We start from the raw sequence: 19,258 nt of genomic DNA, 5'->3' as shown, positions 1-19,258 counted from the left end.
GAGCAGATGGATGGCGAACACCCAGGTCCTGGCAGAACAGGCCGCTCAGTTCCGCGCCCTCGCCGAGCGTGGCAGTCTCCCAGAACTGTCTCGCGCGGTCATGCGGGCCGCCTGCAACAACGGCTCCATGACCGGCGTGGGGGCCGAGAACATGGCGCTTCTCCGAGGACTGCCGGACCAGGACCGGCTGAAGCTCGGTGGAATGTGGGCCCGTTGGTACGCCCAGGTGGAAGACGATGGGGCGGTCGAGGAGTTCGGGCGGGGTTCGGGATACCTCCGCACCGAACTGCTCATGGTCGCCTCCGGTGTTGTCCGTGACCTTGACGGAGACCTGTTGGCTGCCGAACGCCAGGAATTGCTCTCCCGGTTGGGAGACCAGTTCGTCGTCTGGTCCGGCCACCGGATCTGGGAGCTGGCCGATGCGGAACTCGCAGCCGGGCGTACTCCCGGTACGGCCGTCCTGGCCGCCTTCCGGCGCACAGGCGCGGCCGCGCACCTGCCTGCTTTGCGGCGCACCCATGCGGCCGCGAACGGCAGGGAACCCGGGATGCGGAACCTTTTGGCCCATTTCCCCGGTCCGGTGCTCAACCCCGGTGAACCGTGGGCCGACACGGCTCTCCGCGAAGCAGCTGCCCGAGGAGAGCCGTGGCAGCGACTGCTGGAGCATGCGGCTCCCGCGACGGCCGACGCCCCCTCCGCGAAGTGGAGACGCGCTGGATCGGCCCTGCTGGACGCCGTAGGCCCGGAGGAGGCACGGCGCGCTGTGCTGAGGTGGCTCGAACTGGTCGGGCTGGAGCGGACTCTCCCGCTCGTCGGCCATCCGCATCTCAGGTTCGACGTGAACGCGTGCTTCGACCCCTACAACTCCCACGTGCTGCGTGGACTCGCCTGGATGCTCTCCTTCCTTCCGTCTCGGTCGGACACCGTCCATGCTCTCGCCGGCCTCGTCGAGACCTGCCTGGACAATCGGTCCGGGGACGCTCCCCGCGCCCCTCAGGTGGCCGAAGCCGGCATTGTCGCCCTGGCTCTGATCGGGGACCGGACAGCACGGATCGAGCTGGAGACGCTGAGCAGGTGGGTCACACACGAGGGCGCATCGCGGCGCATAGAGAAATCACTTGCGGTACTCTGATCGGTCCGCGGCTGTCCGTACGGGGTGACGGCGAACCATGCGTCCCAGAGCAGGAGTTACTGCTCGTTGGGGAGCGGAACCGCTGGATTCTCACCCTCCGGGCAGACCCTGGCCGTAGCGACGAGCAGCGATCTGTCTCTGTGGACTCGCGGTGGCGGGCCACAGTCGCAGGAGCAGCGGGCCGGCGTCCGGCGGGCTGGCGGTGAGCGGGCGGAGGTGTCTGCCCCCGCCCGCCGCCGGGTGATCAGGGAGCGTCGATGAGGCCGTACTTCGGCACGGTCACCGTGCGGGCGCCCGGCGTGCCGCCGAGGACGACCTTGCGGTAGGTGACGTTGTTGGCCGTGCTCTGCTCCTTGAGCCGGTTGTCGGGGTTGGCGACGACCTGGATGTAGTAGGTGCCGTTCGGCAGGTCCGTGACGTCGAAGGACTGACCGGGGCGGAACTGGCTGTAGGTGTCGCCGTTGCCGACGTCGAGGACCTCGCGCACCGAGACGGCGGTTTCCTCACCGCAGGCGGTGGCCAGGTCGGTGTTGAACGGGTGCCAGTTGGCGTTCTTCACCGTGTAGTCGATGGCGTCGGTGTTGGCCAGGCAGAACGCCTCCTTGCCACTGCGGACGATCTCCTTCTTGTCCGCACCGAGCAGCCGGTAGCTGGCGAAGTCGCTGAAGTGCCAGTGCTGGTGGCCCTCCCGCGGGTCCCACTCCATGGTGCCGGTGGGCGTGTACCCGACCTGCTTGCCCTTGGCGTCGTAGAAGTACTGGTACGCGTCCATCTTCTCCGCGCCGGGCTTGCGGAACCCGTCCACGACCAGCGGCGAGGGGCCACCGTTCCAGACGGTGGCGCTGAAGGCGAGGTAGTCCTTGCCGGCGACGGCACCCTCTCCGCCCTCGCCCCCGTCGGTGATCGCGATGCCGTACGCGGGGAGGGCACGCAGGTCGGGCTTGGGCATGTCGGCGGCGACGGCCGCCTTGCCGACCGGGCGCCCGGCGGGTGCCTTCAGGCTCTTCGACGCGCCCTTCTGCCCGCGCTTTGCGCCGGCCAGACCCTGGGCGCTTCCGGAGGATTGCTGACGGACCGTCACCTTGATGGTCTGCGTCTTGTCCGGTATCCCGAACAGGTCGCGGTACTTCTTCGCCACCGACACCTTCGCGGTGTAGTCGCCGGCCGGCAGGTCGATCGGGTTGTCCCCACGGAAGCCCTGGGACGTGGCGGCCGCCCAGCCCTTCTCGACACCCCACACACCACCGAGCGCGAACGGGTTGTCGGAGCAGCCGTCGGGGTACTTCGAGGTGGCCGGGGCGTCCGGCCGGATCCGGCCCGCCCGGTTGTTCGGGCAGAACGACTGCGTGGTGTCGACCTTCTTCGCGCCCGACGCGTCGCTGATGCTGACCTTGAGGAAGCCCGGCAGGCCCGAGAAGTCGTTCACCAGGCCCTTCGGCAGGGTCTTGGTGATCGTCCGGCCGCCGGAGTGGATCACCTGCGACGCGACGACGGGGTCGTTGTAGGACTTGCGGGTCACCCGAACCTCGAACGGTCCCCCGTCGACCGTGATGTAGGTGCCGAGGTCCAGGTAGACCCCCGGCTCGCCCTCCCATCGGTCGACGGTCACCGAGGGGGTGGCGGCTATCAGTTCGAGCTTCGGCGTGCCCGCCGGTGTCGCCGCTCCCGCACCGGGCGCGGCGAGGGTCGCGGCGGCGCCGACGGTGAGTGCGGCAGCGGCGATGACCGCCGAACGCCGTAAAGCGGTGGGGTGGTGTCTGGTCATGGGTGCTCTTTCTGCGTCTGGTCGGGACGAGTCGTGCACGTCTTGAGTCACGGAAGGAGGTGCTTGTGTGCCATCTGTGAAAAGGGTAAGAAGCCGACGCTGGTTGCCTGGCAGGGCGAAGTCGCCCTGAATGTCGGCCCGTTGCCGCCGTCGCCGCGACGCCGTCCGGCGCCCGGCCCTTGCGCGTGCCGTCGAGCCGGGACCGGGCGCCTGCGCCGGACTCGGACCCGGCCGTGCCGTCTTCGGCCGCGGGCTTGGCCGTAATTCGCTTGCCCGGGCCGCGCGTCGGCGCTGCACTGTGGCCGGACACCATGAGTCGTGGTGCCGGTATCCCGAGGAGGCAGCGGCAACGATGGAGATCCGTTCCACGACCGACGAGGATCTCGACGTCTTCGTCGACACGGTGCACGCCGCGTTCGGGCTCTTCCCGGAACCTCCGGTCGACGGCGGCGGGCTCTGGTGGTCGGCGCTGGAAACGGACCGCTGCCTGCTCGCCGTGACGGCGGACGGGCGGCCTGTCGGCACCGCCGCCACGCACGCCTTCGAACTCACCCTGCCCGGTGGGACCCTCGTCCCGGCCGCCGGGGTGACCGCCGTAGGCGTCCTGCCCTCACACCGGCGCCGGGGCGTGCTCAGCGCGATGATGCGGCGACAGCTCGCCGACCTGCGGGCCGGCGGGGAGTTCCTTTCCGTGCTGCTGGCCTCCGAGGCGCCGATCTACGGCAGGTTCGGCTACGGACCGGCGACGTACACGGGCCGGCTGACGGTGCCGCGCCACCGGGGCGCCCTCGCCGTTCCCCGGGCGCACGGGTCGGGCGGCGGGGCTGACAGCGGCTCGGTCGAGGTACTGCGTCGTGCCGAGTGCGGCGCGATCCTGGAAGAGGTGTACGACCGGTACCGCCGCGCCCAGCCCGGCGCACTGTCCCGGCCGCACCGCTGGTGGGCGTTGCGCGCGGGGCAGCCCCCGATCTCACCGGCGCCGCGTTACCTCGCCGTCCACCGGGGCACCGACGGCGTCCCGGACGGGTACGCCAGCTACTCGATCGAGTCCGGCACCCTGACGGTCGATGAGATCATCGCCGACGACGACGCCGTCTTCACGGCCCTGGCCCGGTTCGTCCTCGGGCACGACCTCGTCTCACAGGTCGTGTTCAAGCACGTTCCGCCCGGCCACCCGCTGCGCTGGCAGTTCGCCGACTTCCGGGCAGGCGAGGTGAGCGGCGACACCGACTGGCTCTGGGTACGGCTGCTGGACGTCCCACGTGCCCTGACCGCGCGCGGCTGGTTCACGGACGGCGAGCTCGTCCTCGACGTCGACGACCCTTTCCTCGGCGAACACGGCCGCCACCTGCTGACCGTCCGGGACGGCAAGGCCGGCTGCGTCCCCACGGACCGGCAGCCCGACCTCTCCCTGGACGTGCGCGACCTGGGCTCCCTCTACCTCGGCGGCACCGCCCCGAGCACGCTCGTACGCGCCGGACACGTCCGGGCCCACCACCCGGACGCGGCCGCCCTCGCCGACGCCCTCTTCCGCGCCGACCGCCCGCCGCACTGCCTGCACTGGTTCTGACCGCGCGCTCCCCGGCCCCGCGCCCCCCCCGGCCCCGCGCCCCCCGACACGTGCTCCCCTACCCCGCGCGAGTCCCGTCGGCCCGTGGCCGCCCGGCAGGCGGATGCCGCCCGGCGACCACGGCCGCCGGTTCGTCGTCCGGACGATCGGGGTCCCGACGATCGGGCTCGCCGCACGTCACACCGTGGGGGAAAATGGGAGTTCCGCGCCGGGTGAGGTGATGGCGATGCCCGCTTGGCATCTGCGTGACTATCACGACGACGATCTCGACCAGGCCATCCAGATCTGGGACCAGAGCCGGCAGGCCGACGAGCACCGGGTGTTTCCGGTCTCCGAGGTGATGGCCGCGGCCAAGGCCGGCCAGACGGCGGTGGTCGCCGTGGTCGGTGACCAGTTGGTGGGCATGGCCGTGGCGCAGGCCCACGACAAGCGGGGATGGATCCTGCTGGTGGCACTCGCCGCACGATGGCGGGAACGCGGGATCGGCAGCGCGCTCCTCACCGAGCTGGAACGGCGTCTGCGGGCACTGGGGGTGCGCCACGTCAGTGCCCTGCTGCCGGCCGGCGCCGCCGGGACGAAGGCTCTGGAGAACTCCGGCTACCGGTCCCGCGCCGACCTGACCTACTACGAGAAGCTCGAGCCGCCCGGCACCGCCAACGCCGACGTCCTGGCCGCGCTGGGCGGTCGCATGCTGCCCGAGGGTCTCTGGGACGCCATGGCCGGCATGGACCGGGAGAAGCAGATCGTCGAACGTCGTGTCGTGCTGCCGCTGACCGAACCGGCGCTGGCGGACCGCTACGGCGTCGTACCACCCAAGTCGATCATCCTGTTCGGTCCGCCGGGCACCGGAAAGACCAGTTTCGCCAAGGCGGTGGCCTCGCGGCTCGGCTGGCCGTTCGTCGAGCTCTTCCCCTCCCGGCTCGCGGCCGACACGAGCGAGGGGCTGGCCGTGGCGCTGCGGGAGGCCTTCGCGGACCTGGCGGAACTGGACTCCGTGCTGCTCTTCATCGACGAGGTCGAGGAGATCGCCGGCGTACGCTCGGGGAAGGCGGTCGACCCCGGGCACGGAGTGACCAACGAACTGCTCAAGCTCATCCCCGTCTTCCGTGAGCACGACGCGCGGCTCCTGGCCTGCGCCACCAACTCGGTGCGCTCCCTCGACGCGGCGTTCCTGCGGCCGGGCCGCTTCGACTACGTCATCCCCATCGGCCCGCCGGACCCCACCGCCCGCGCGGCGATCTGGGGCCGCTATCTCAGGTCCACGGGCGACTCGGTGGATCTCGGCCAACTGGTCGAGGCCAGCGAGCTGTTCACTCCCGCCGACATCGAGTTCGCCGCCCGCAAGGGTGCACAGGCGGCGTTCGAGTACGAGGTCACGCACCGCCAGGGGCGAGCGGCCACCACCGAGGACTACATGGCCGCCATCGGTGACACCCGGCCGACTCTCACCCCGCACACGATCGAGGAGTTCACCGAGGACATCGACAAGTACAGCCGGCTCTGAGCACGGTCAGCCGCGTGACCGCACGCGGACAACCCGGCGACGTCCGTGGACTTTCCCGATGGCGCCGGCCCCGACCCCGGAGGTCCTGTGGCGCGAGCGGCCCGTGCTCGCGCTCGCCGCACGGCCCGGGACGACGCTCGGGGGCCTGGGCGGCCGTCGACCGGCTCGCCGGCGGCGTGGGCCCGCGGCGGGTGCCGCCATCCGGAAACCGCACGAGCCGCCGCTGCCGGCCCGGGCGGGCCGGGCCGGGACGGCCGGAGTCGTCGCGCCGGCGGCGGAACTCGACGACGCGTGCGAGGCGCTCGTGCGCAACGGCAACCTGCCCGCGCCGACCTGGTCACCCGCAACCGCCAGGTCGCCACGGCCGCGCCACGGCCGCGCTGCGGCCGTGGCCTGCGGCTTCACACGCAGCGACCTGCGGATCGCGCGCGTCTTCGTCCACGGCGACGAGGTCACGGGCATCATCGACCGGTCCGAGGCGGGCCGGGGCGACGCGCTGCACGACCTCGCCACCTTCACGCCCGGCCACGAGGAGCACCTCGCGACGTCCTCGCCGGCTACGGCGCCGGCGCCGGCGCCGACGTGATCCACGCGTGGTGGTCGTTACGCAGCCTGCCGATGGTCCGCCGGCCGACCGGGCCCGGCTTCGACCCCTTCGCGCCGGCTGTGAGGTCGACGTGCCGAGCTCCCGGATGTGAGGCCGCGCGGGCACCGACCGCCGCCTACGGTTTCCGGCGCGTCGAGCGGAGAGTCGCGGACGGAGGGCACGGGGAGGACCATCGAAGGCACGGAGGCAAGGTGATGGCCATGGGGATGCCCTCGACGCACTTCAGCGAGAGTCCCGAGGACCCGTTCGCGCTCGGGCGCGGTGCCTCGGCCGTGCTCGACGCTCGAGGCACCGTGGTCGGCTGGAGCGCACGTGCGCAGGAGTTGCTGGGCTACCCGGCCGGCAAGGTGCTCGGCCGGGCGTGGCAGGACGTCCTGGTGGACGACGAGGACCTGCACGTCGTGCGGTCCGTCGTCGTGGACGCCGTAAAGGCGGGGGGCTGGTTCGGTGTGCTGCCCGTCCGGCACCGCGACGGACACCGTGTGCAGATGGGCTTCCGGGCCCGGGTGATCACCCGGGAAGGGGGCGGTCAGGAGTGGCTCCTGGTCGGCGCTCCGGCCGCGGAGGTCATCGCCTGGCAACGGGACCGTGCGCTGCTGGACGGCCTGTACCGCCGCTCCCCGATCGGTCTGGTCACCTACGGCCCGGACAGGACGGTGATCCGGGTCAACCGCGCCGTCGAGAAGGCGAGCGGCGTCCCGGCCGAGGCACCGGTGGGCCGTCACCCCCGGGAGTTCATGGTCGCCGAGGACGCGGGTCCGACCGACGACCGGGTACGGCACGTCCTGGAGACCGGCGAGCCGTTGATCTTCTTGGAGCAGTCCGCCCGGGCACGCCACGACCCCGGCCGGGAACGGTTCGTGTCCGTCTCGGCCTTCCGGATGGAGGATTCCGCGGGCCGGGTCCTCGGCGTGGCGGAGACGATCCAGGACGTCACCGACCGCCACCGGGCGCAACGCAGGCTCGCGCTGCTGAACGAGGCGAGCAGCCTGATCGGTACCTCGCTGGACGTGACACAGACCGCTCGGGAACTGGCCCAGGTGGCCGTCCGCGGCCTGGCCGACCACTGTTCGGTGGACCTCCTCACATCGGTGACACTCGGCGACGAACCCGTTGCGGATACGGCAGGTCCGCTGCTCCGCGCCGCCCTCGCGCCGCCGGAACCGCGGGTGCCGTACCAGGAGGGCGAGGTGGTCCCGCTGCTTCCGGACTCCCCGCAGGCGCGGTGCCTGGCCGAGCGCCGCCCGATCCTGGAAGGGCTGCTGTCGCTGCGTCCCGAGTGGTACGCCATGGACCGGCGGCGGATCGAGATCGCCTCCGGTCTCGGCGTCCATTCGCTGATCGCGGTGCCCCTGGTCGCGCGCGGTCTCGTCCTGGGCGTGGTGAGCCTGTGGCGGTCGCGCCATGCGGAGCCCTTCGAGGACGACGACGCCGCGGTGGCCCAGGAGCTGTCCTCGCGTGCCGCCGTGTGCATCGACAACGCGCGCCGCTTCACCCAGCAGCAGAGCGCCGCGCTGACTCTGCAGCGCAGTCTGCTGCCCAGCGTGGCATCCGACCTGCCGGCCGTGGAGGTGGCCTGCCGGTACCTGCCCGCGAGTGGGGAGCCGGGGATCGGGGGCGACTGGTTCGACGTGATCCCGTTGTCGGGGGCCCGGGTGGCCCTCGTCGTGGGGGACGTGGTCGGCCACGGGATCCACGCCGCGGCATCGATGGGCCGGCTGCGGGCCTCCGCGCGCACCCTGGCCAGCCTCGACCTGGAACCGGACGAGGTGATCGCGCGCCTTGACGATCTGGTCAGCCTGCTCGCCGCCGAGCTGGAGGCGAACGCCGAGGGCAACCACTCGGCGGTCGAGCAGGTCGTCGGGGCCACCTGCCTGTACGCCGTCTACGACCCGGTCTCCCAGCGCTGCTCCCTGGCGCGCGCCGGCCACCCGGCGCCGCTGGTGTCCTCCCCGGACGGCGAGGTGACCGTGCTCGAACTGCCCGCGGGGCCGCCGCTGGGCCTGGGCGGCCTGCCGTTCGAGACGCACGAACTCGACCTCCCGGCGGGCAGCCTGCTCACGCTGTACACCAACGGTCTGCTGGAGGCGCGCAACGGCAACGTCGACGCCGCGCTGAAGGACCTGCACACGTGTCTCGGCTACGTCACCGAACCCCTGGAGCAGACCTGCCACGCCGTGGTCGAGGCGCTGTTGCCCAAGGACCACCGGCCCATCGACGACATCGCGCTGCTCATCGCGCGCACCCGGGTGCTGCGGCCGCAGAACGTCGCCTCGTGGCAGCTGCCGCTGGAGGCGACCGCAGCCGCCCGGGCCAGGGAGCTGATCGCGGCGAAACTGACCGAATGGGGGCTGCCCGAGCTGGCGTTCACCACCGAACTGGTCGCCAGCGAGCTCGTCACCAACGCCTACCGGTACGCGACCGGCCCCGCCACCCTGCGCCTCATCCGCACGCACTGCCTGATCTGCGAGGTGTCCGACACCAGTCACACCTCGCCGCACCTCAGGCGGGCCCTCAGCACGGACGAGGGCGGCCGCGGGCTCTTCCTGGTCGCGCAGCTCACCGAGCGGTGGGGCACGCGCTACACCCACGACGGCAAGACCGTCTGGACGGAACAGCCCCTGCCACCCACGTGACGCACGGCCAGGCCGCACGCCTTCAGCCGGACACCGCCACCCCCGCTGCCCGGGCAGTGGCAGCACCGTACGTGGGTGCGAGACTCGGGCGGTCGAGCTCGGCGTGGGCCGGCTGCCGCCGCGGGAGTTCCGGCGCGCGGGTGCGCCCGGCCCCGCTAGGGCCTGTCTGACAATTCCCGTCGTCGCCCGGAGGGCGGCCTCGCGGCGTCAGGTGCGTGCTCTCGGTGTGCCGGGCCCTGGCCCACGTACTGGACGTACTTGGGTCAGGGCCCGGTGCGGCGAGAGTGCGTGCATGGCGTCGCGAGGCAGGCGGGAATTGTCAGACAGGCCCTAGGCCGGATGGCGTCTTCGGGGTGCGTGCCCGGGCGGACCGCCACAGGATCCTGGTCATGCGGACAACTTCTGGGATACGGCCCTGTTCTCCTCCGGCGCGGCGCGGCGGGGCGCGTCATGCCATACCCGCGGCCCTCGCCTGCGGTGTGCTGCTGGCCGGCGGCTCGGCGTGCGCCGGAGCCGACGGGTACAGGAGCCACGTCGGTGCCCCGGGTGTCAACAACCCGGCCGCGTCCGGCTCCCCCGGCACGGAGGTGGGCCCGCGCCTTCCGGGCGTCGGAAGCCGCATGGGCAGGCGCGTACCGGCGGACGCCCGCCAGGCCGTGGTCGTCTACGGCGACGACGCGGACTCCGCCGAGGGCACCGTCGTGCTCTACGAGAAACAGGGCGCCGCCTGGAAACGCGAGGGCAGTTGGCCCGCGCACAACGGCAGGCTGGGCTGGACGACCGACCATCGCATGGACGACGAGCGCAGTCCCGTCGGCGTGTTCTCCCTGACGGATGCGGGAGGGTCGCTCGGTGATCCGGGCAGCCGCCTGCGCTACTGGTACGACGACAACGCCTTCGCCTCCATGATCGAGGACGGCGACGAGCACGTCCACGACTTCGACTACGTCATCGCCATCGACTACAACCGGCTCAAGGGCGTCCCGCCGTTCGACTGGAGCCGACCCGACGGAGTGGAGAAGGGTGGCGGGATATGGCTGCACCTGGACCACGGCGACGGCACGTCCGCCTGTGTCACCGTTCCCGAGTCCGGCATGAAGACCCTGCTGCGCACCCTCGATCCCCGTCGCCACCCGGTCGTGGTGATGGGTGACCGGAAGCGGCTGAGCGCCTGAGCAACCTGTGCGCCTGCCGACCGGGCCCGCCGTCGCGGCTACGGGGCGGCAACAGGCGTGCATCGGGTGGGCGGCGACACCGCCCACCCGACGGCGCTCGCCCCTAGCATCCGGGGCAGGGGGGCCTGGGAGCCCTCCGGGCGGGGGGAGTTGTGCGGTTGGCCGCTTCGAGGCCGGTGTTCCGGCGCTTCGTCGGTGCCGTCGTGGCCGGCGTCGCCCTGGCCGCGACGTCCGGGTGCACGGTTCCCGTCGACGCCGTCGCCGGTGTCTCCGTGACCGTCGACGGGCATCTGCTCGGCGTCATGATGATCTGCGGGCATCACATCGACGGCGCGACCCTCTACGTGGAGAGCGACGACGCCGACAAGACGGTGACGGTCGGTTCGTGGACGTCCGCCCGCCCGCACAAGGCCGGTCTCGTCATCTGGCCCCTCGAGTCTTCCGCCGCCGGGTGGACCACGACCCGGGCGCTCACCCCGCTCACCGCCGGGACCACCTACACCCTTTACGGCGGTACCAAGGACAACTCCTGGTCAACGACGGACGTCTCCTTCACCCGGGCCGACCGGGACCGGCTCGCGCCGGGAGAAGTCCTGTACGACGACGTCTCGGACGACGGCGACGAGTTCACAGCCGTCGTCCCCCTGGCGCGGTTCAAGGCCACGGCCTGCCGTGGCATGTGAGACCACGGCCCTCCGCCTCGGCCGGGGCTCCACCTCCCCAGCACCCCGCCAGCGGCGCTACGCTGCCGTGTCATGCGGGGGACGCGTCTCGACACGGCTCGGATCCGGGCGGCTCGCCGGGTGATCGACCCGGTCTTCCTGGACACTCCGCTGTACCGCTGCGAGGCGCTGGAACCCGTCCTGGGATGCAGGGTGAGCATCAAGCTCGAAACGGCGAACCCGGTCCGCAGCTTCAAGGCCCGCGGCACCGAGGTGGTCGCGAGCCGGCTCGCCGAGGGCGGGGCAGCGGCCGTGGTGTGTGCGAGCGCGGGCAACCTCGGCCAGGCGCTCGCCTGGTCCGGCCGGGTCCGGGGACTCGACGTGACCGTCGTGGCGTCGCGCTTCGCGACCGTGGCCAAGCTGGATCGCATCCGCGCGCTGGGTGCTCGGCTGGAGCTGGTGGACGGCGATCACGAAGCGGCCCGTGAGCGGGCGGCGGCCATCGCGCGCCGCGACGGCATCCGGCTGGTCGAGGACAGTCTGGACATCGAGACCTGCGAGGGCGCGGCGACCATCGGCCTCGAACTGGTCGGTACCGCGCCGTCGTTCGACGCCGTCCTGATCGCTCTCGGCGGTGGGGCGCTGGCCACCGGTGTGGGGCATGTGGTGAAGGCCCTGGCGCCCGGTGTCGAGGTGATCTGTGTCCAGCCGCTGGGCGCACCGGCGATGACACGCTCGTGGCACGAGCGGCGGGTCGTCGTCACCGACTCGGCCGACACCATCGCCGACGGCGTCGCCGGCCGGTGTCCCGTCCCGGCCGTCCTGGACGACCTTCTCCTGGTCGCCGACGACGCCGTCCTGGTCCGGGAGGAGTCGATCACGGCCGGTATGCGGATGCTCCTCCATCACGCCGGGCTCGTCGTGGAACCGTCGGCCGCGCTCGGCATCGCGGCGGTCCTCGAAGACCGCGACCGCTTCGCCGGCCGGCACGTGGTCACCGTCGTGTGCGGCAGCAACGTCGACGTGGACGCCTACCACCGCTGGGTCGGTGCCGCCGCCGTCCACGGGTCCTGACGACCGGTCCGGCCCCTCTGCGGGAGTCCGACGAGCCTGGGGACCAGCCGGGCGAGTGGGTCGCAGGTCGTCGGTCAGACGGAGCGGTTCTCCGCGCCGACCATCCACGCGTGCTTCTCCAGGGATTCGATGATCCCGTGCAGCAGGTCGGCGGTGGCCGGGTCCTCGCCGTCCACCTGGTCGTGGACCCGCCGCACCGTGTCGACGACGGCACGCAGCCGCGCGGTGATCAGGTCGACCACGGCACTCACGTTCTGCTCGTCCGGCGGAAACTGCGGGAGGGTGGTGGTCGCCGCGACGGTGTCGGAGCGCCCGTCCGGGCAGGAGCCCAGGGCCCGCATCCGCTCGGCGATCGTGTCCGCCGCCTCCCGCGCGTCGTCGACGACCTCGTCCAGCTGCAGGTGCAGGTCGCGGAAGTTGTGCCCGACCACGTTCCAGTGGGCCTGCTTGCCCTGCAGATGCAGCTCGACCAGATCGACCACGATCTCCTGCAGGCTTCCGGCGAGCTGCGCCGAGGCCGTGAACTGCGGCGCGTCTTCCTTGCGGCGGCGGGAAGCGCCGTTCGAGCTGCTGGGGGGCATGCCTTTGCTCCTTCGACGGGAGGATCCGCGCTGTCTGTGGATCCGATGACGATCGGCGAGGACTCGACGGGGATCGCCGAGGTCCCACGACCAGGAGGTCCTGCGACCAGTCGGATTCAGACTGATGAACGGTGCCCGTCGTCGCCATCCGGGGAGTCCATCCGCGTCATGACACGGCCCGGCACCGGCGAAGCCTCGTGCGAGGGCTTCCGCCGGGTGCCGGGCCGTCCGTCGTCAGCCCTCCGCGCGGACGGGCAGTTTCCAGCCGGGGCGCGGGAAGTGGCAGGTGTAGCCGTTCGGGTAGCGCTCCAGGTAGTCCTGGTGCTCGGGCTCGGCCTCCCAGAAGGGGCCGACCGGTTCCACCTCGGTGACGACCTTGCCCGGCCACAGCCCGGAGGCGTCCACGTCCGCGATCGTGTCCTCGGCGATCCGCTTCTGCTCGTCGTCGACGTAGTAGATCGCCGAGCGGTAGCTGAGGCCGATGTCGTTGCCCTGGCGGTTCCTGGTGCTCGGGTCGTGGATCTGGAAGAAGAACTCCAGGAGGGCGCGGTAGTCGGTCTTCTCGGGGTCGAAGAGGATCTCGATGGCCTCCGCGTGCGTGCCGTGGTTGCGGTACGTCGCGTTCGGCACGTCACCCCCGGTGTAGCCGACCCGGGTGGCGGTCACTCCCGGCTGCTTGCGGATCAGGTCCTGCATCCCCCAGAAGCATCCGCCCGCCAGCACGGCCCGCTGCGTCTGCACAGTCATCGTGACCCCTCCAGTTCTCGTCGGCCCGGTCATCCGGGCTCCTCGGCTTGCACACCGGCGGCCTCCGATGTCCACCCCCCTCAACGCGTGCGGGTTGCCGGCGATTCCGTGCCCGCCACCCGGTCCGTCGCCGACGCCGACGCCGACGCGGGGGCGGGGGCCGGGCCCGGGTCCTCGTCGAAGGTCATCTCGGGCGGGGCCTTGCGGAAGCCCCGGGTGAGCCAGGCGAGGTAGCAGACGCCGAGGGCCAGCCAGATCAGACCGAGGGTCCGGGCCTTGCTGTCGAGGTGGCACAGCAGCCACACGTCGACGACGGCGCCGACCGCCGGGAGCGCGACGTACGACCACACGGCGGGGCGGCGGCCCGCGCGGCGCTCCCGGACGTAGGTGGCGATGACGGAGAGGTTGACGAAGGTGAAGGCGGTGAAGGCGCCGAAGTTGATGAAGGAGGTGGAGGTGGCGACGTTCAGGTGCAGCGCGATCAGGCCGACGGCACCGGCGAGGAGGATGTTGAAGGCGGGGGTGTGGTACTTGGGGTGGATGCTGCCGAAGACCTTCCTGGGCAGCACGGAGTCGCGGCCCATCGCGTAGAGCAGCCGTGACGTGCTGGCCTGGGCCGCGATCCCGGAGGCGAACTGGGCGACGATCAGGCCGGCCAGGAACACGGAGGAGAACAGGTCGCCGCCGACCGCCCTGGCGATCTCGAACGCGGCCGAGCTGGAGTCGGTGAACGCGTACCCGGGGTGGGCCAGCTGTGTGGTGTAGGCGACGACGACGAAGATGCCGCCGCCGATCAGCGCGGTCAGCAGGATGGCGCGGGGGATGGTGCGCTGCGGCTCGACGGTCTCCTCGGTCAGCGTGGTGACCGCGTCGAAGCCGAGGAAGGAGTACGCGGCGACGGCGGCGCCCGCTGAGATGCCCGCGAGGTCGGTCGCGTGGTTCGCGAACGGGGTGGCGCTGACGAGTCCGGCCGCTCCCTGGTGCTGGAAGACGTGGTGCAGGCAGAGCAGGGCGAAGATCGCGACGACCAGGACCTGGAAGACCATCAGCAGGTCGTTGACGCGCTCCGCGGCCTTGATGCCCCGGATGTTGAGCGCGGTGGTGACGACGATGAACGCGATGATCCACACCCAGAACGGCACCGAGGGGTACTCCGCCTGGAGATAGGCCCCGCCGATGAGCCAGATGACCATGGGCAGGAAGAAGTAGTCCAGCAGGGTGGCCCAGCCGACGAGGAAGCCGACCCGGGAGTCTATGGAGCGCCGTACGTAGGTGTAGGCGGACCCGGCGACGGGGTGGGTCGCGGCCATCTTCCCGTAGCTGTGCGCGGTGAAGAGCATGGCGACCAGGGCGAGCAGGTAGGCGGTCGGCACGGCGCCGTGGGTGCTGTCGGCGACGACGCCGAAGGTGCCGAGCACGATGATCGGGGTCATGTAGGCGAGCCCGAAGAGCACGACGGATCTGAGGGTCAGGCTGCGGGAGAGGGTGGGCGGGGCGGAGGGTGCGGACATGGCGTTCCTTGCGCGAGGAGGGGACGGAGCGGGTCAGTCGCCGGCCGGCCGCCAGCGGCGGGGGTCCAGCCGGCCGTCGTAGAGCGGGAGGTCGATGGGGGCGTCGGCCTCGGTGAACTGGTTCCACATGCGGTTGAGGCCCGCGGTGCCGTAGGTCCGTACGCGGGTGACGTCGTCCAGGTCGAGGACGTCGGTCAGCACGGTGGGCGCGGCGTCGGCGGCCTCGACGCGGACGCGTCCCTCCGGGTCGACGACCAGGCTGCGCCCGGTGCCGACGGGGCCCGCGGTGTTGACGCTGACCACGTACACCTGGTTGACGATGGCGTTGGCCCGGGCGAGGACGAGTTCCTGGGCGCGGTCGGCCGAGGTGGTCATGACCGGGTTGACGATGACCTCGGCGCCCATCCAGGCCAGGTGCCTGGCCACCTCGGGGAACCAGGCGTCGTAGCAGATGGCGAAGCCGACGCGGCCGGTGTCCGGGAGGTCCAGGACGACGAAGCGGTCGCCGGGGGTGTACGGCTCGAAGGGCCGCCACGGGAAGAGCTTGCGGTAGTGGGCGGCGAGCCGTCCCTCGGGGGAGAAGGCGAGGGCGGTGTTGAAGAGCTCACCGGCCGGGCCGCGCTCGGCCACGGTGCCCGGGAACAGCCAGACGCCCAGGTCGCCCGCGAGCTCGGCGAGCCGGCGCACCCGGGGGCCGTCGAGCGGCTCCGCGGCGGCCGCCAGGCGGGCCTCCGACTCGGCGGCCGGGCCTTCGGTGCCGCACAGGTGCAGCTCGGGGTGGACGACGAGGCGGGTCTGCGGGAAGCGCGCCAGTACGTCCCCGACGTCTTCGGCGAAGCCGGACAGCGGGTCGGTGGCCGGGCGGGGAGGGGCCTGGACCAGGGCGACGGGGAGGGGTCGGGACATGGCCAGGAAATTAACTCAATATGAGCCCTTATACAATGGTCTCATTATGAGCAGTTTTACTGGCCGCTACATTGAAGGCATGACCGGCACCCCCGACGGCACCGCGCCCGCGCACCCCGAGGGGCCCGTCCTCGCCCTCAACTCGCCCAAGCTGAACGGGATCCGCCGGCTCACCGCGCTGGAGACGGTGCGCGCCCGGATCGCCATGGCGGTCGACCTCGGACTGCTCTCCCCCGGCGAGCGGCTGCCTCCGACCGACGCCATAGCCGAGGCGCTCGGCGTCGGGGAGATCACCGTGCGCCGCGCGCTCGGCTCCCTGTGCGCGGACGGCGTCCTGGAGCGCAGGCGCGGCCGCAACGGCGGCACGCTGGTCGCCGAGCGGCCGGCCAGGGGGGTCGTCGGCGCGGCCGAGGCGTACCACGGGCAGAGCGCCGAGGTGCACCGCCTGATCGACGAGCGGACCGTCCTGGAGTGCGGGATCGCCCATCTCGCCGCCCGCGGCGTGACCGGCGCGGCCCTCGGCGAGCTCGACACGCTGGTCGCGGCCATGGACCGGGCGGAGAGCTGGGCGGAGTTCCACTCCTGCGACGAGCGGTTCCACCTCGCCGTGGCCCGCGCCACCGGCCTCGACGCGAGCGTCGGCACCTACGGGACCGTGCTGCGCCGGCTCTACGCGTACTACCTCCCCTACCCCCTCGCCGCGCTGCGCGACTCCAACGACGAGCACCGGGCCCTGGTGGCGGCGCTCCGCGCGGGTGACGCCGCCGACGCGGCCGACATCGCCCGCCGCCATGTGGAGACCCTGCACCGGACGATGTTCGTGGGTCTGATGGGCTGAGCACTTCGGTGGACGTGCCGGCCGGGGGTACCGATATTCGGTTGCCGAACCGCGCCCCCGCGGGCTCAATGGCAGGCATGGCCGACATCCAGGGCTCGTACGACGAGCTGTTCTCCGCCGTGCCCTCCGCACTCGCCGGGTTCGTCGACGACGGTGACGTGGGCGGTGCCGTGGCCGTCTTCGTGGACGGGCAGCCGGTGGTGGACGTGTGGGCCGGGTTCGCCGACGCCGGGCGGACCCGGGCGTGGGAGCGGGACACGATCGTCAACGTGTTCTCCGTGACCAAGACGATGACCTCGCTGTGTGCGCTCGTCCTGGTCGACCGGGGGAAGCTGGACCCGGACGCACCGGTCGCCCGCTACTGGCCGGAGTTCGCGGCGGCCGGCAAAAGGCACGTGCTGGTGAGGCATCTGCTGGCGCACACCGCGGGGCTGCCCGACTGGGAGGGGCCGGTCGAGGAGCTGTACGACTGGACGACCGCCACGACCCGGCTCGCCGGGCAGGCCCCGCAGTGGGAGCCGGGAACCGCGGCCGGGTACCACTCGCTCACCCAGGGGTTCCTCGTGGGCGAGGTGCTGCGCCGGATCACCGGGCGGAGCGTGGGCGAGTTCTTCGCCGCGGAGGTGGCCGGGCCGCTCGGCGCGGACTTCCACCTCGGCCTCGGACCCGAGCACGACCACCGGGTGGCGCTCACCGTGCCGCCGCCGGGCAAGGACGAGGACTACACGGCCAGTGCGCCGGGCCGCGACGCGCCCCCTGCCGCACCCACCACCGCCACCGCCGTCCGCGTCCGCGACGGCAACAGCCTCGCCTGGCGCCGCGCGCAGATCCCCGCGGCGAGCGGCTACGGCAACGCCCGCTCGGTGGCCCTCGTCCAGTCGGTGCTCGCCTGCGGCGGAACCGTCGGCGGGGTGCGGGTGCTGTCCCCCGAGGGGTGCGAGCGGGCCCGTGAGCTGCAGTTCGAGGGCGAGGACCGCGTCCTCGGCATGCCGGCCCGGTACGGCCTCGGCTACGGCCTCTTCGGCAGCGCCCTCGGCTGGGGCGGCTGGGGCGGCGCGCTGGTCTGGGTCGATCCCGACGAGCGGACGGCGATCGCGTACGTGACGAACCAGATGCGCGAGCCCGCCGCCGACACCCGGGGCATCGAGCTGGTCATGGCCGCCCAGGACGGCATCAAGGGGCTGCGGGCCTGACCGGCACCGGGGTCAGCCGCCGCTGCCGTAGGGGCGGGTGAGGATCTCCAGGCGATGGCCGTTGGGGTCGTCGAAGTAGGTGCCGCGGCCGCCGTCGTTGGTGTTGACCTCGCCGGGACGGCTGTGGGACGGGTCGGCCCAGTAGTCGAGACCGGCCTCCTGGACCCGGGTGAAGATCTCGTCGAAGTCGTCCTCGGAGACCAGGAAGGCGTAGTGCTGCGGCGGGATGTTCCCGGGGGTGTCCATGTAGTCGAGGGTGACGCCGTTGGGCAGGGCGACCGGGGCGAACGGGCCGTAGTCCGGGCCGGCTTCGAGACCCAGGATGTCGGCGAGGAACCTCGCCGAGGCGTGCTTGTCGTGTGCGGCGACGATGGTGTGGTTCAGGTTCACGGTCATCGTGGGACCTCCTCCCGTCCAACGTACCCCCGGCGCCAGCTAAGGTAAGCCTCACCTTAGTCGCCGATCGGAAGAGTCAGTCGTGCGTGCGTACGCTCCGCGGCGAACACACCCCCTACGACCTCGTCGTCAACGAGCTGCGCGTCCCCCGGATCGTGCTCGGCGGTCTCGTCGGCGCCTCCCTCGGCCTCGCCGGGGCCCTCGTGCAGACCGTGACCCGGAATCCGCTCGCCGGTCCGGACGTCATCGGCGTCGGGCACGGCGCCGCCGCCGCGACCGTGCTCGCGCCGGCGACGGGCGCCGTCGCCGCGCCCGGTGCGATGCCCGTCGTCGCCGTCGGCGGCGGGCTGACCGCCGCCGCCCTCGTCCACGTGCTCGCCTGGCGCCACGGCATGCAGCCCAGCCGTTTCGTGCTCACCGGCGTCGGTATCGGCGTCGCCCTGTCCGGCGTCGTCCAGCTGTATCTCACCGACAGCGAGCTGGGCGCGGCCGAGCAGGTCGAACTGTGGCTGACCGGCAGTCTGAACGGGCGGGGCTGGGAGCAGGCCGGGCCGCTCGCCGTGGTCGTCGTACTCGCCCTGCCGGGGCTGGTTGTGGGCGAGCCGGGCGGCGCGGCCACTCGGGCTCGGCCCCGACACCGCCGCCGCGCTCGGCCTCCGCGTCGACCGGGCCCGGCTCGGTCTCACCGCCCTCGGCGTCGTGCTCGCCGCCGCCGCGACCGGTGCCGCGGGGCCCGTCGGGTTCGTCGCGCTGACCGCGCCGCAGCCGGCGAGGCGGCTCACCCGCACCCCCCAGCTGCCGCTGGTCTGCTCGGCGCTGACGGGTGCGGTCGTGCTGGTGGCCGCCGACCTGGTGGCCCGCACCCTGGTCCCTCCGCTGGAGATCCCGGTGGGTGCGCTGACCTCCCTGGTCGGCGGCCCCTATCTGCTCTGGCTCCTCGGCCGCAGGCAGCGGCGGTGAC

The 19,258-nt window shown here is 72.2% G+C and carries 15 protein-coding genes and 2 pseudogenes; 11 read left to right on the top strand and 6 right to left on the bottom strand.

From position 1 onward, the window contains the following. Positions 1-10 precede the first annotated feature (10 nt). Positions 11-1,132, top strand: coding sequence for a hypothetical protein (locus ACZ63F_RS37440; RefSeq protein WP_469718065.1), 1,122 nt, complete (start codon positions 11-13; stop codon positions 1,130-1,132). A 244-nt stretch (positions 1,133-1,376) separates the two neighbouring features. On the opposite strand, the gene ACZ63F_RS37435 is transcribed toward ACZ63F_RS37440, so the two are convergent. Next, positions 1,377-2,897: a lysyl oxidase family protein gene (locus tag ACZ63F_RS37435; protein ID WP_469718063.1), complete on the bottom strand. Its 1,521-nt coding sequence runs from the start codon at positions 2,895-2,897 to the stop codon at positions 1,377-1,379. A 352-nt stretch (positions 2,898-3,249) separates the two neighbouring features. Here ACZ63F_RS37435 and ACZ63F_RS37430 point away from each other — a divergent pair, with 352 nt between their 5' ends. The 7 genes and pseudogenes from ACZ63F_RS37430 (at position 3,250) to ACZ63F_RS37400 (ending at position 12,125) form a co-directional block, all read left to right on the top strand. Further along, positions 3,250-4,467 (top strand): GNAT family N-acetyltransferase, encoded by a 1,218-nt coding sequence (locus ACZ63F_RS37430; RefSeq protein ID WP_469718062.1) that lies wholly within the window; start codon positions 3,250-3,252, stop codon positions 4,465-4,467. 220 nt (positions 4,468-4,687) lie between these two features. Further along, the gene (locus ACZ63F_RS37425) at positions 4,688-5,971 is read left to right on the top strand and encodes an ATP-binding protein (protein ID WP_469718061.1); all 1,284 of its coding nucleotides are present in this window, start codon (positions 4,688-4,690) and stop codon (positions 5,969-5,971) included. Between the two features lie 58 nt (positions 5,972-6,029). After that, positions 6,030-6,669, top strand: a pseudogene (locus ACZ63F_RS37420) (aminoglycoside phosphotransferase family protein). 109 nt (positions 6,670-6,778) lie between these two features. Continuing rightward, the gene (locus tag ACZ63F_RS37415; RefSeq protein ID WP_469718060.1) at positions 6,779-9,214 is read left to right on the top strand and encodes a SpoIIE family protein phosphatase; all 2,436 of its coding nucleotides are present in this window, start codon (positions 6,779-6,781) and stop codon (positions 9,212-9,214) included. Between the two features lie 620 nt (positions 9,215-9,834). Continuing rightward, the gene (locus ACZ63F_RS37410; RefSeq protein WP_469718059.1) at positions 9,835-10,389 is read left to right on the top strand and encodes a hypothetical protein; all 555 of its coding nucleotides are present in this window, start codon (positions 9,835-9,837) and stop codon (positions 10,387-10,389) included. Between the two features lie 158 nt (positions 10,390-10,547). Next, positions 10,548-11,072 carry a hypothetical protein gene (locus ACZ63F_RS37405; protein WP_469718057.1) on the top strand — a complete coding sequence of 175 codons (525 nt, stop codon included), beginning with the start codon at positions 10,548-10,550 and terminating at the stop codon, positions 11,070-11,072. Positions 11,073-11,144: 72 nt separating this feature from the next. Beyond that, positions 11,145-12,125, top strand: coding sequence for a threonine ammonia-lyase (locus ACZ63F_RS37400; RefSeq protein ID WP_469718056.1), 981 nt, complete (start codon positions 11,145-11,147; stop codon positions 12,123-12,125). Positions 12,126-12,199: 74 nt separating this feature from the next. Here ACZ63F_RS37400 and ACZ63F_RS37395 read toward each other — a convergent pair whose 3' ends face one another. From ACZ63F_RS37395 to ACZ63F_RS37380, 4 genes are all read right to left on the bottom strand, one after another. Beyond that, positions 12,200-12,706, bottom strand: coding sequence for a Dps family protein (locus ACZ63F_RS37395; protein ID WP_469718055.1), 507 nt, complete (start codon positions 12,704-12,706; stop codon positions 12,200-12,202). Between the two features lie 234 nt (positions 12,707-12,940). Then, positions 12,941-13,453: a peptide-methionine (S)-S-oxide reductase MsrA gene (msrA, locus tag ACZ63F_RS37390; RefSeq protein ID WP_469718053.1), complete on the bottom strand. Its 513-nt coding sequence runs from the start codon at positions 13,451-13,453 to the stop codon at positions 12,941-12,943. A gap of 80 nt (positions 13,454-13,533) precedes the next feature. Beyond that, positions 13,534-14,964, bottom strand: coding sequence for an APC family permease (locus ACZ63F_RS37385; protein WP_469718051.1), 1,431 nt, complete (start codon positions 14,962-14,964; stop codon positions 13,534-13,536). A gap of 33 nt (positions 14,965-14,997) precedes the next feature. Next, the gene (locus ACZ63F_RS37380; protein WP_469718050.1) at positions 14,998-15,870 is read right to left on the bottom strand and encodes a carbon-nitrogen hydrolase family protein; all 873 of its coding nucleotides are present in this window, start codon (positions 15,868-15,870) and stop codon (positions 14,998-15,000) included. A 79-nt stretch (positions 15,871-15,949) separates the two neighbouring features. Between ACZ63F_RS37380 and ACZ63F_RS37375 the strand changes: the two genes are divergently transcribed. Beyond that, on the top strand, positions 15,950-16,708 hold the full coding sequence (locus tag ACZ63F_RS37375; RefSeq protein ID WP_469718048.1) for a FadR/GntR family transcriptional regulator: 759 nt from the start codon (positions 15,950-15,952) through the stop codon (positions 16,706-16,708). A 77-nt stretch (positions 16,709-16,785) separates the two neighbouring features. After that, positions 16,786-17,901: a serine hydrolase domain-containing protein gene (locus ACZ63F_RS37370; protein ID WP_469718047.1), complete on the top strand. Its 1,116-nt coding sequence runs from the start codon at positions 16,786-16,788 to the stop codon at positions 17,899-17,901. A 12-nt stretch (positions 17,902-17,913) separates the two neighbouring features. Here ACZ63F_RS37370 and ACZ63F_RS37365 read toward each other — a convergent pair whose 3' ends face one another. Further along, entirely contained in the window at positions 17,914-18,297 is a 384-nt protein-coding gene (locus ACZ63F_RS37365) for a VOC family protein (RefSeq protein ID WP_469718045.1), read from the bottom strand. Between the two features lie 92 nt (positions 18,298-18,389). On the opposite strand from ACZ63F_RS37365, the pseudogene ACZ63F_RS37360 reads away from it, so the two are divergent. Then, a pseudogene (locus ACZ63F_RS37360) lies at positions 18,390-19,257 on the top strand (FecCD family ABC transporter permease); the annotation flags it as partial. Between the last annotated feature and the right edge of the window lies 1 nt (position 19,258).

The organism is Streptomyces sp. NPDC104761 (assembly GCF_055583445.1).
The sequence above is the reverse complement of the archived record's forward strand: the minus strand, read 5'-3'. Positions and strand labels throughout refer to the sequence as shown.

Bases quoted from the DNA above. Each gene is read 5' to 3' on its own strand.
- ACZ63F_RS37430 (WP_469718062.1), top strand. From the start codon at position 3,250: ATGGAGATCCGTTCCACGACCGACGAGGATCTCGACGTCTTCGTCGAC.
- ACZ63F_RS37435 (WP_469718063.1), bottom strand. From the start codon at position 2,897: ATGACCAGACACCACCCCACCGCTTTACGGCGTTCGGCGGTCATCGCC.
- ACZ63F_RS37425 (WP_469718061.1), top strand. From the start codon at position 4,688: ATGGCGATGCCCGCTTGGCATCTGCGTGACTATCACGACGACGATCTC.
- ACZ63F_RS37395 (WP_469718055.1), bottom strand. From the start codon at position 12,706: ATGCCCCCCAGCAGCTCGAACGGCGCTTCCCGCCGCCGCAAGGAAGAC.
- ACZ63F_RS37415 (WP_469718060.1), top strand. From the start codon at position 6,779: ATGGGGATGCCCTCGACGCACTTCAGCGAGAGTCCCGAGGACCCGTTC.
- ACZ63F_RS37380 (WP_469718050.1), bottom strand. From the start codon at position 15,870: ATGTCCCGACCCCTCCCCGTCGCCCTGGTCCAGGCCCCTCCCCGCCCG.
- ACZ63F_RS37410 (WP_469718059.1), top strand. From the start codon at position 9,835: ATGGGCAGGCGCGTACCGGCGGACGCCCGCCAGGCCGTGGTCGTCTAC.
- ACZ63F_RS37440 (WP_469718065.1), top strand. From the start codon at position 11: ATGGCGAACACCCAGGTCCTGGCAGAACAGGCCGCTCAGTTCCGCGCC.
- msrA (WP_469718053.1), bottom strand. From the start codon at position 13,453: ATGACTGTGCAGACGCAGCGGGCCGTGCTGGCGGGCGGATGCTTCTGG.
- ACZ63F_RS37375 (WP_469718048.1), top strand. From the start codon at position 15,950: ATGACCGGCACCCCCGACGGCACCGCGCCCGCGCACCCCGAGGGGCCC.
- ACZ63F_RS37400 (WP_469718056.1), top strand. From the start codon at position 11,145: ATGCGGGGGACGCGTCTCGACACGGCTCGGATCCGGGCGGCTCGCCGG.
- ACZ63F_RS37365 (WP_469718045.1), bottom strand. From the start codon at position 18,297: ATGACCGTGAACCTGAACCACACCATCGTCGCCGCACACGACAAGCAC.
- ACZ63F_RS37385 (WP_469718051.1), bottom strand. From the start codon at position 14,964: ATGTCCGCACCCTCCGCCCCGCCCACCCTCTCCCGCAGCCTGACCCTC.
- ACZ63F_RS37370 (WP_469718047.1), top strand. From the start codon at position 16,786: ATGGCCGACATCCAGGGCTCGTACGACGAGCTGTTCTCCGCCGTGCCC.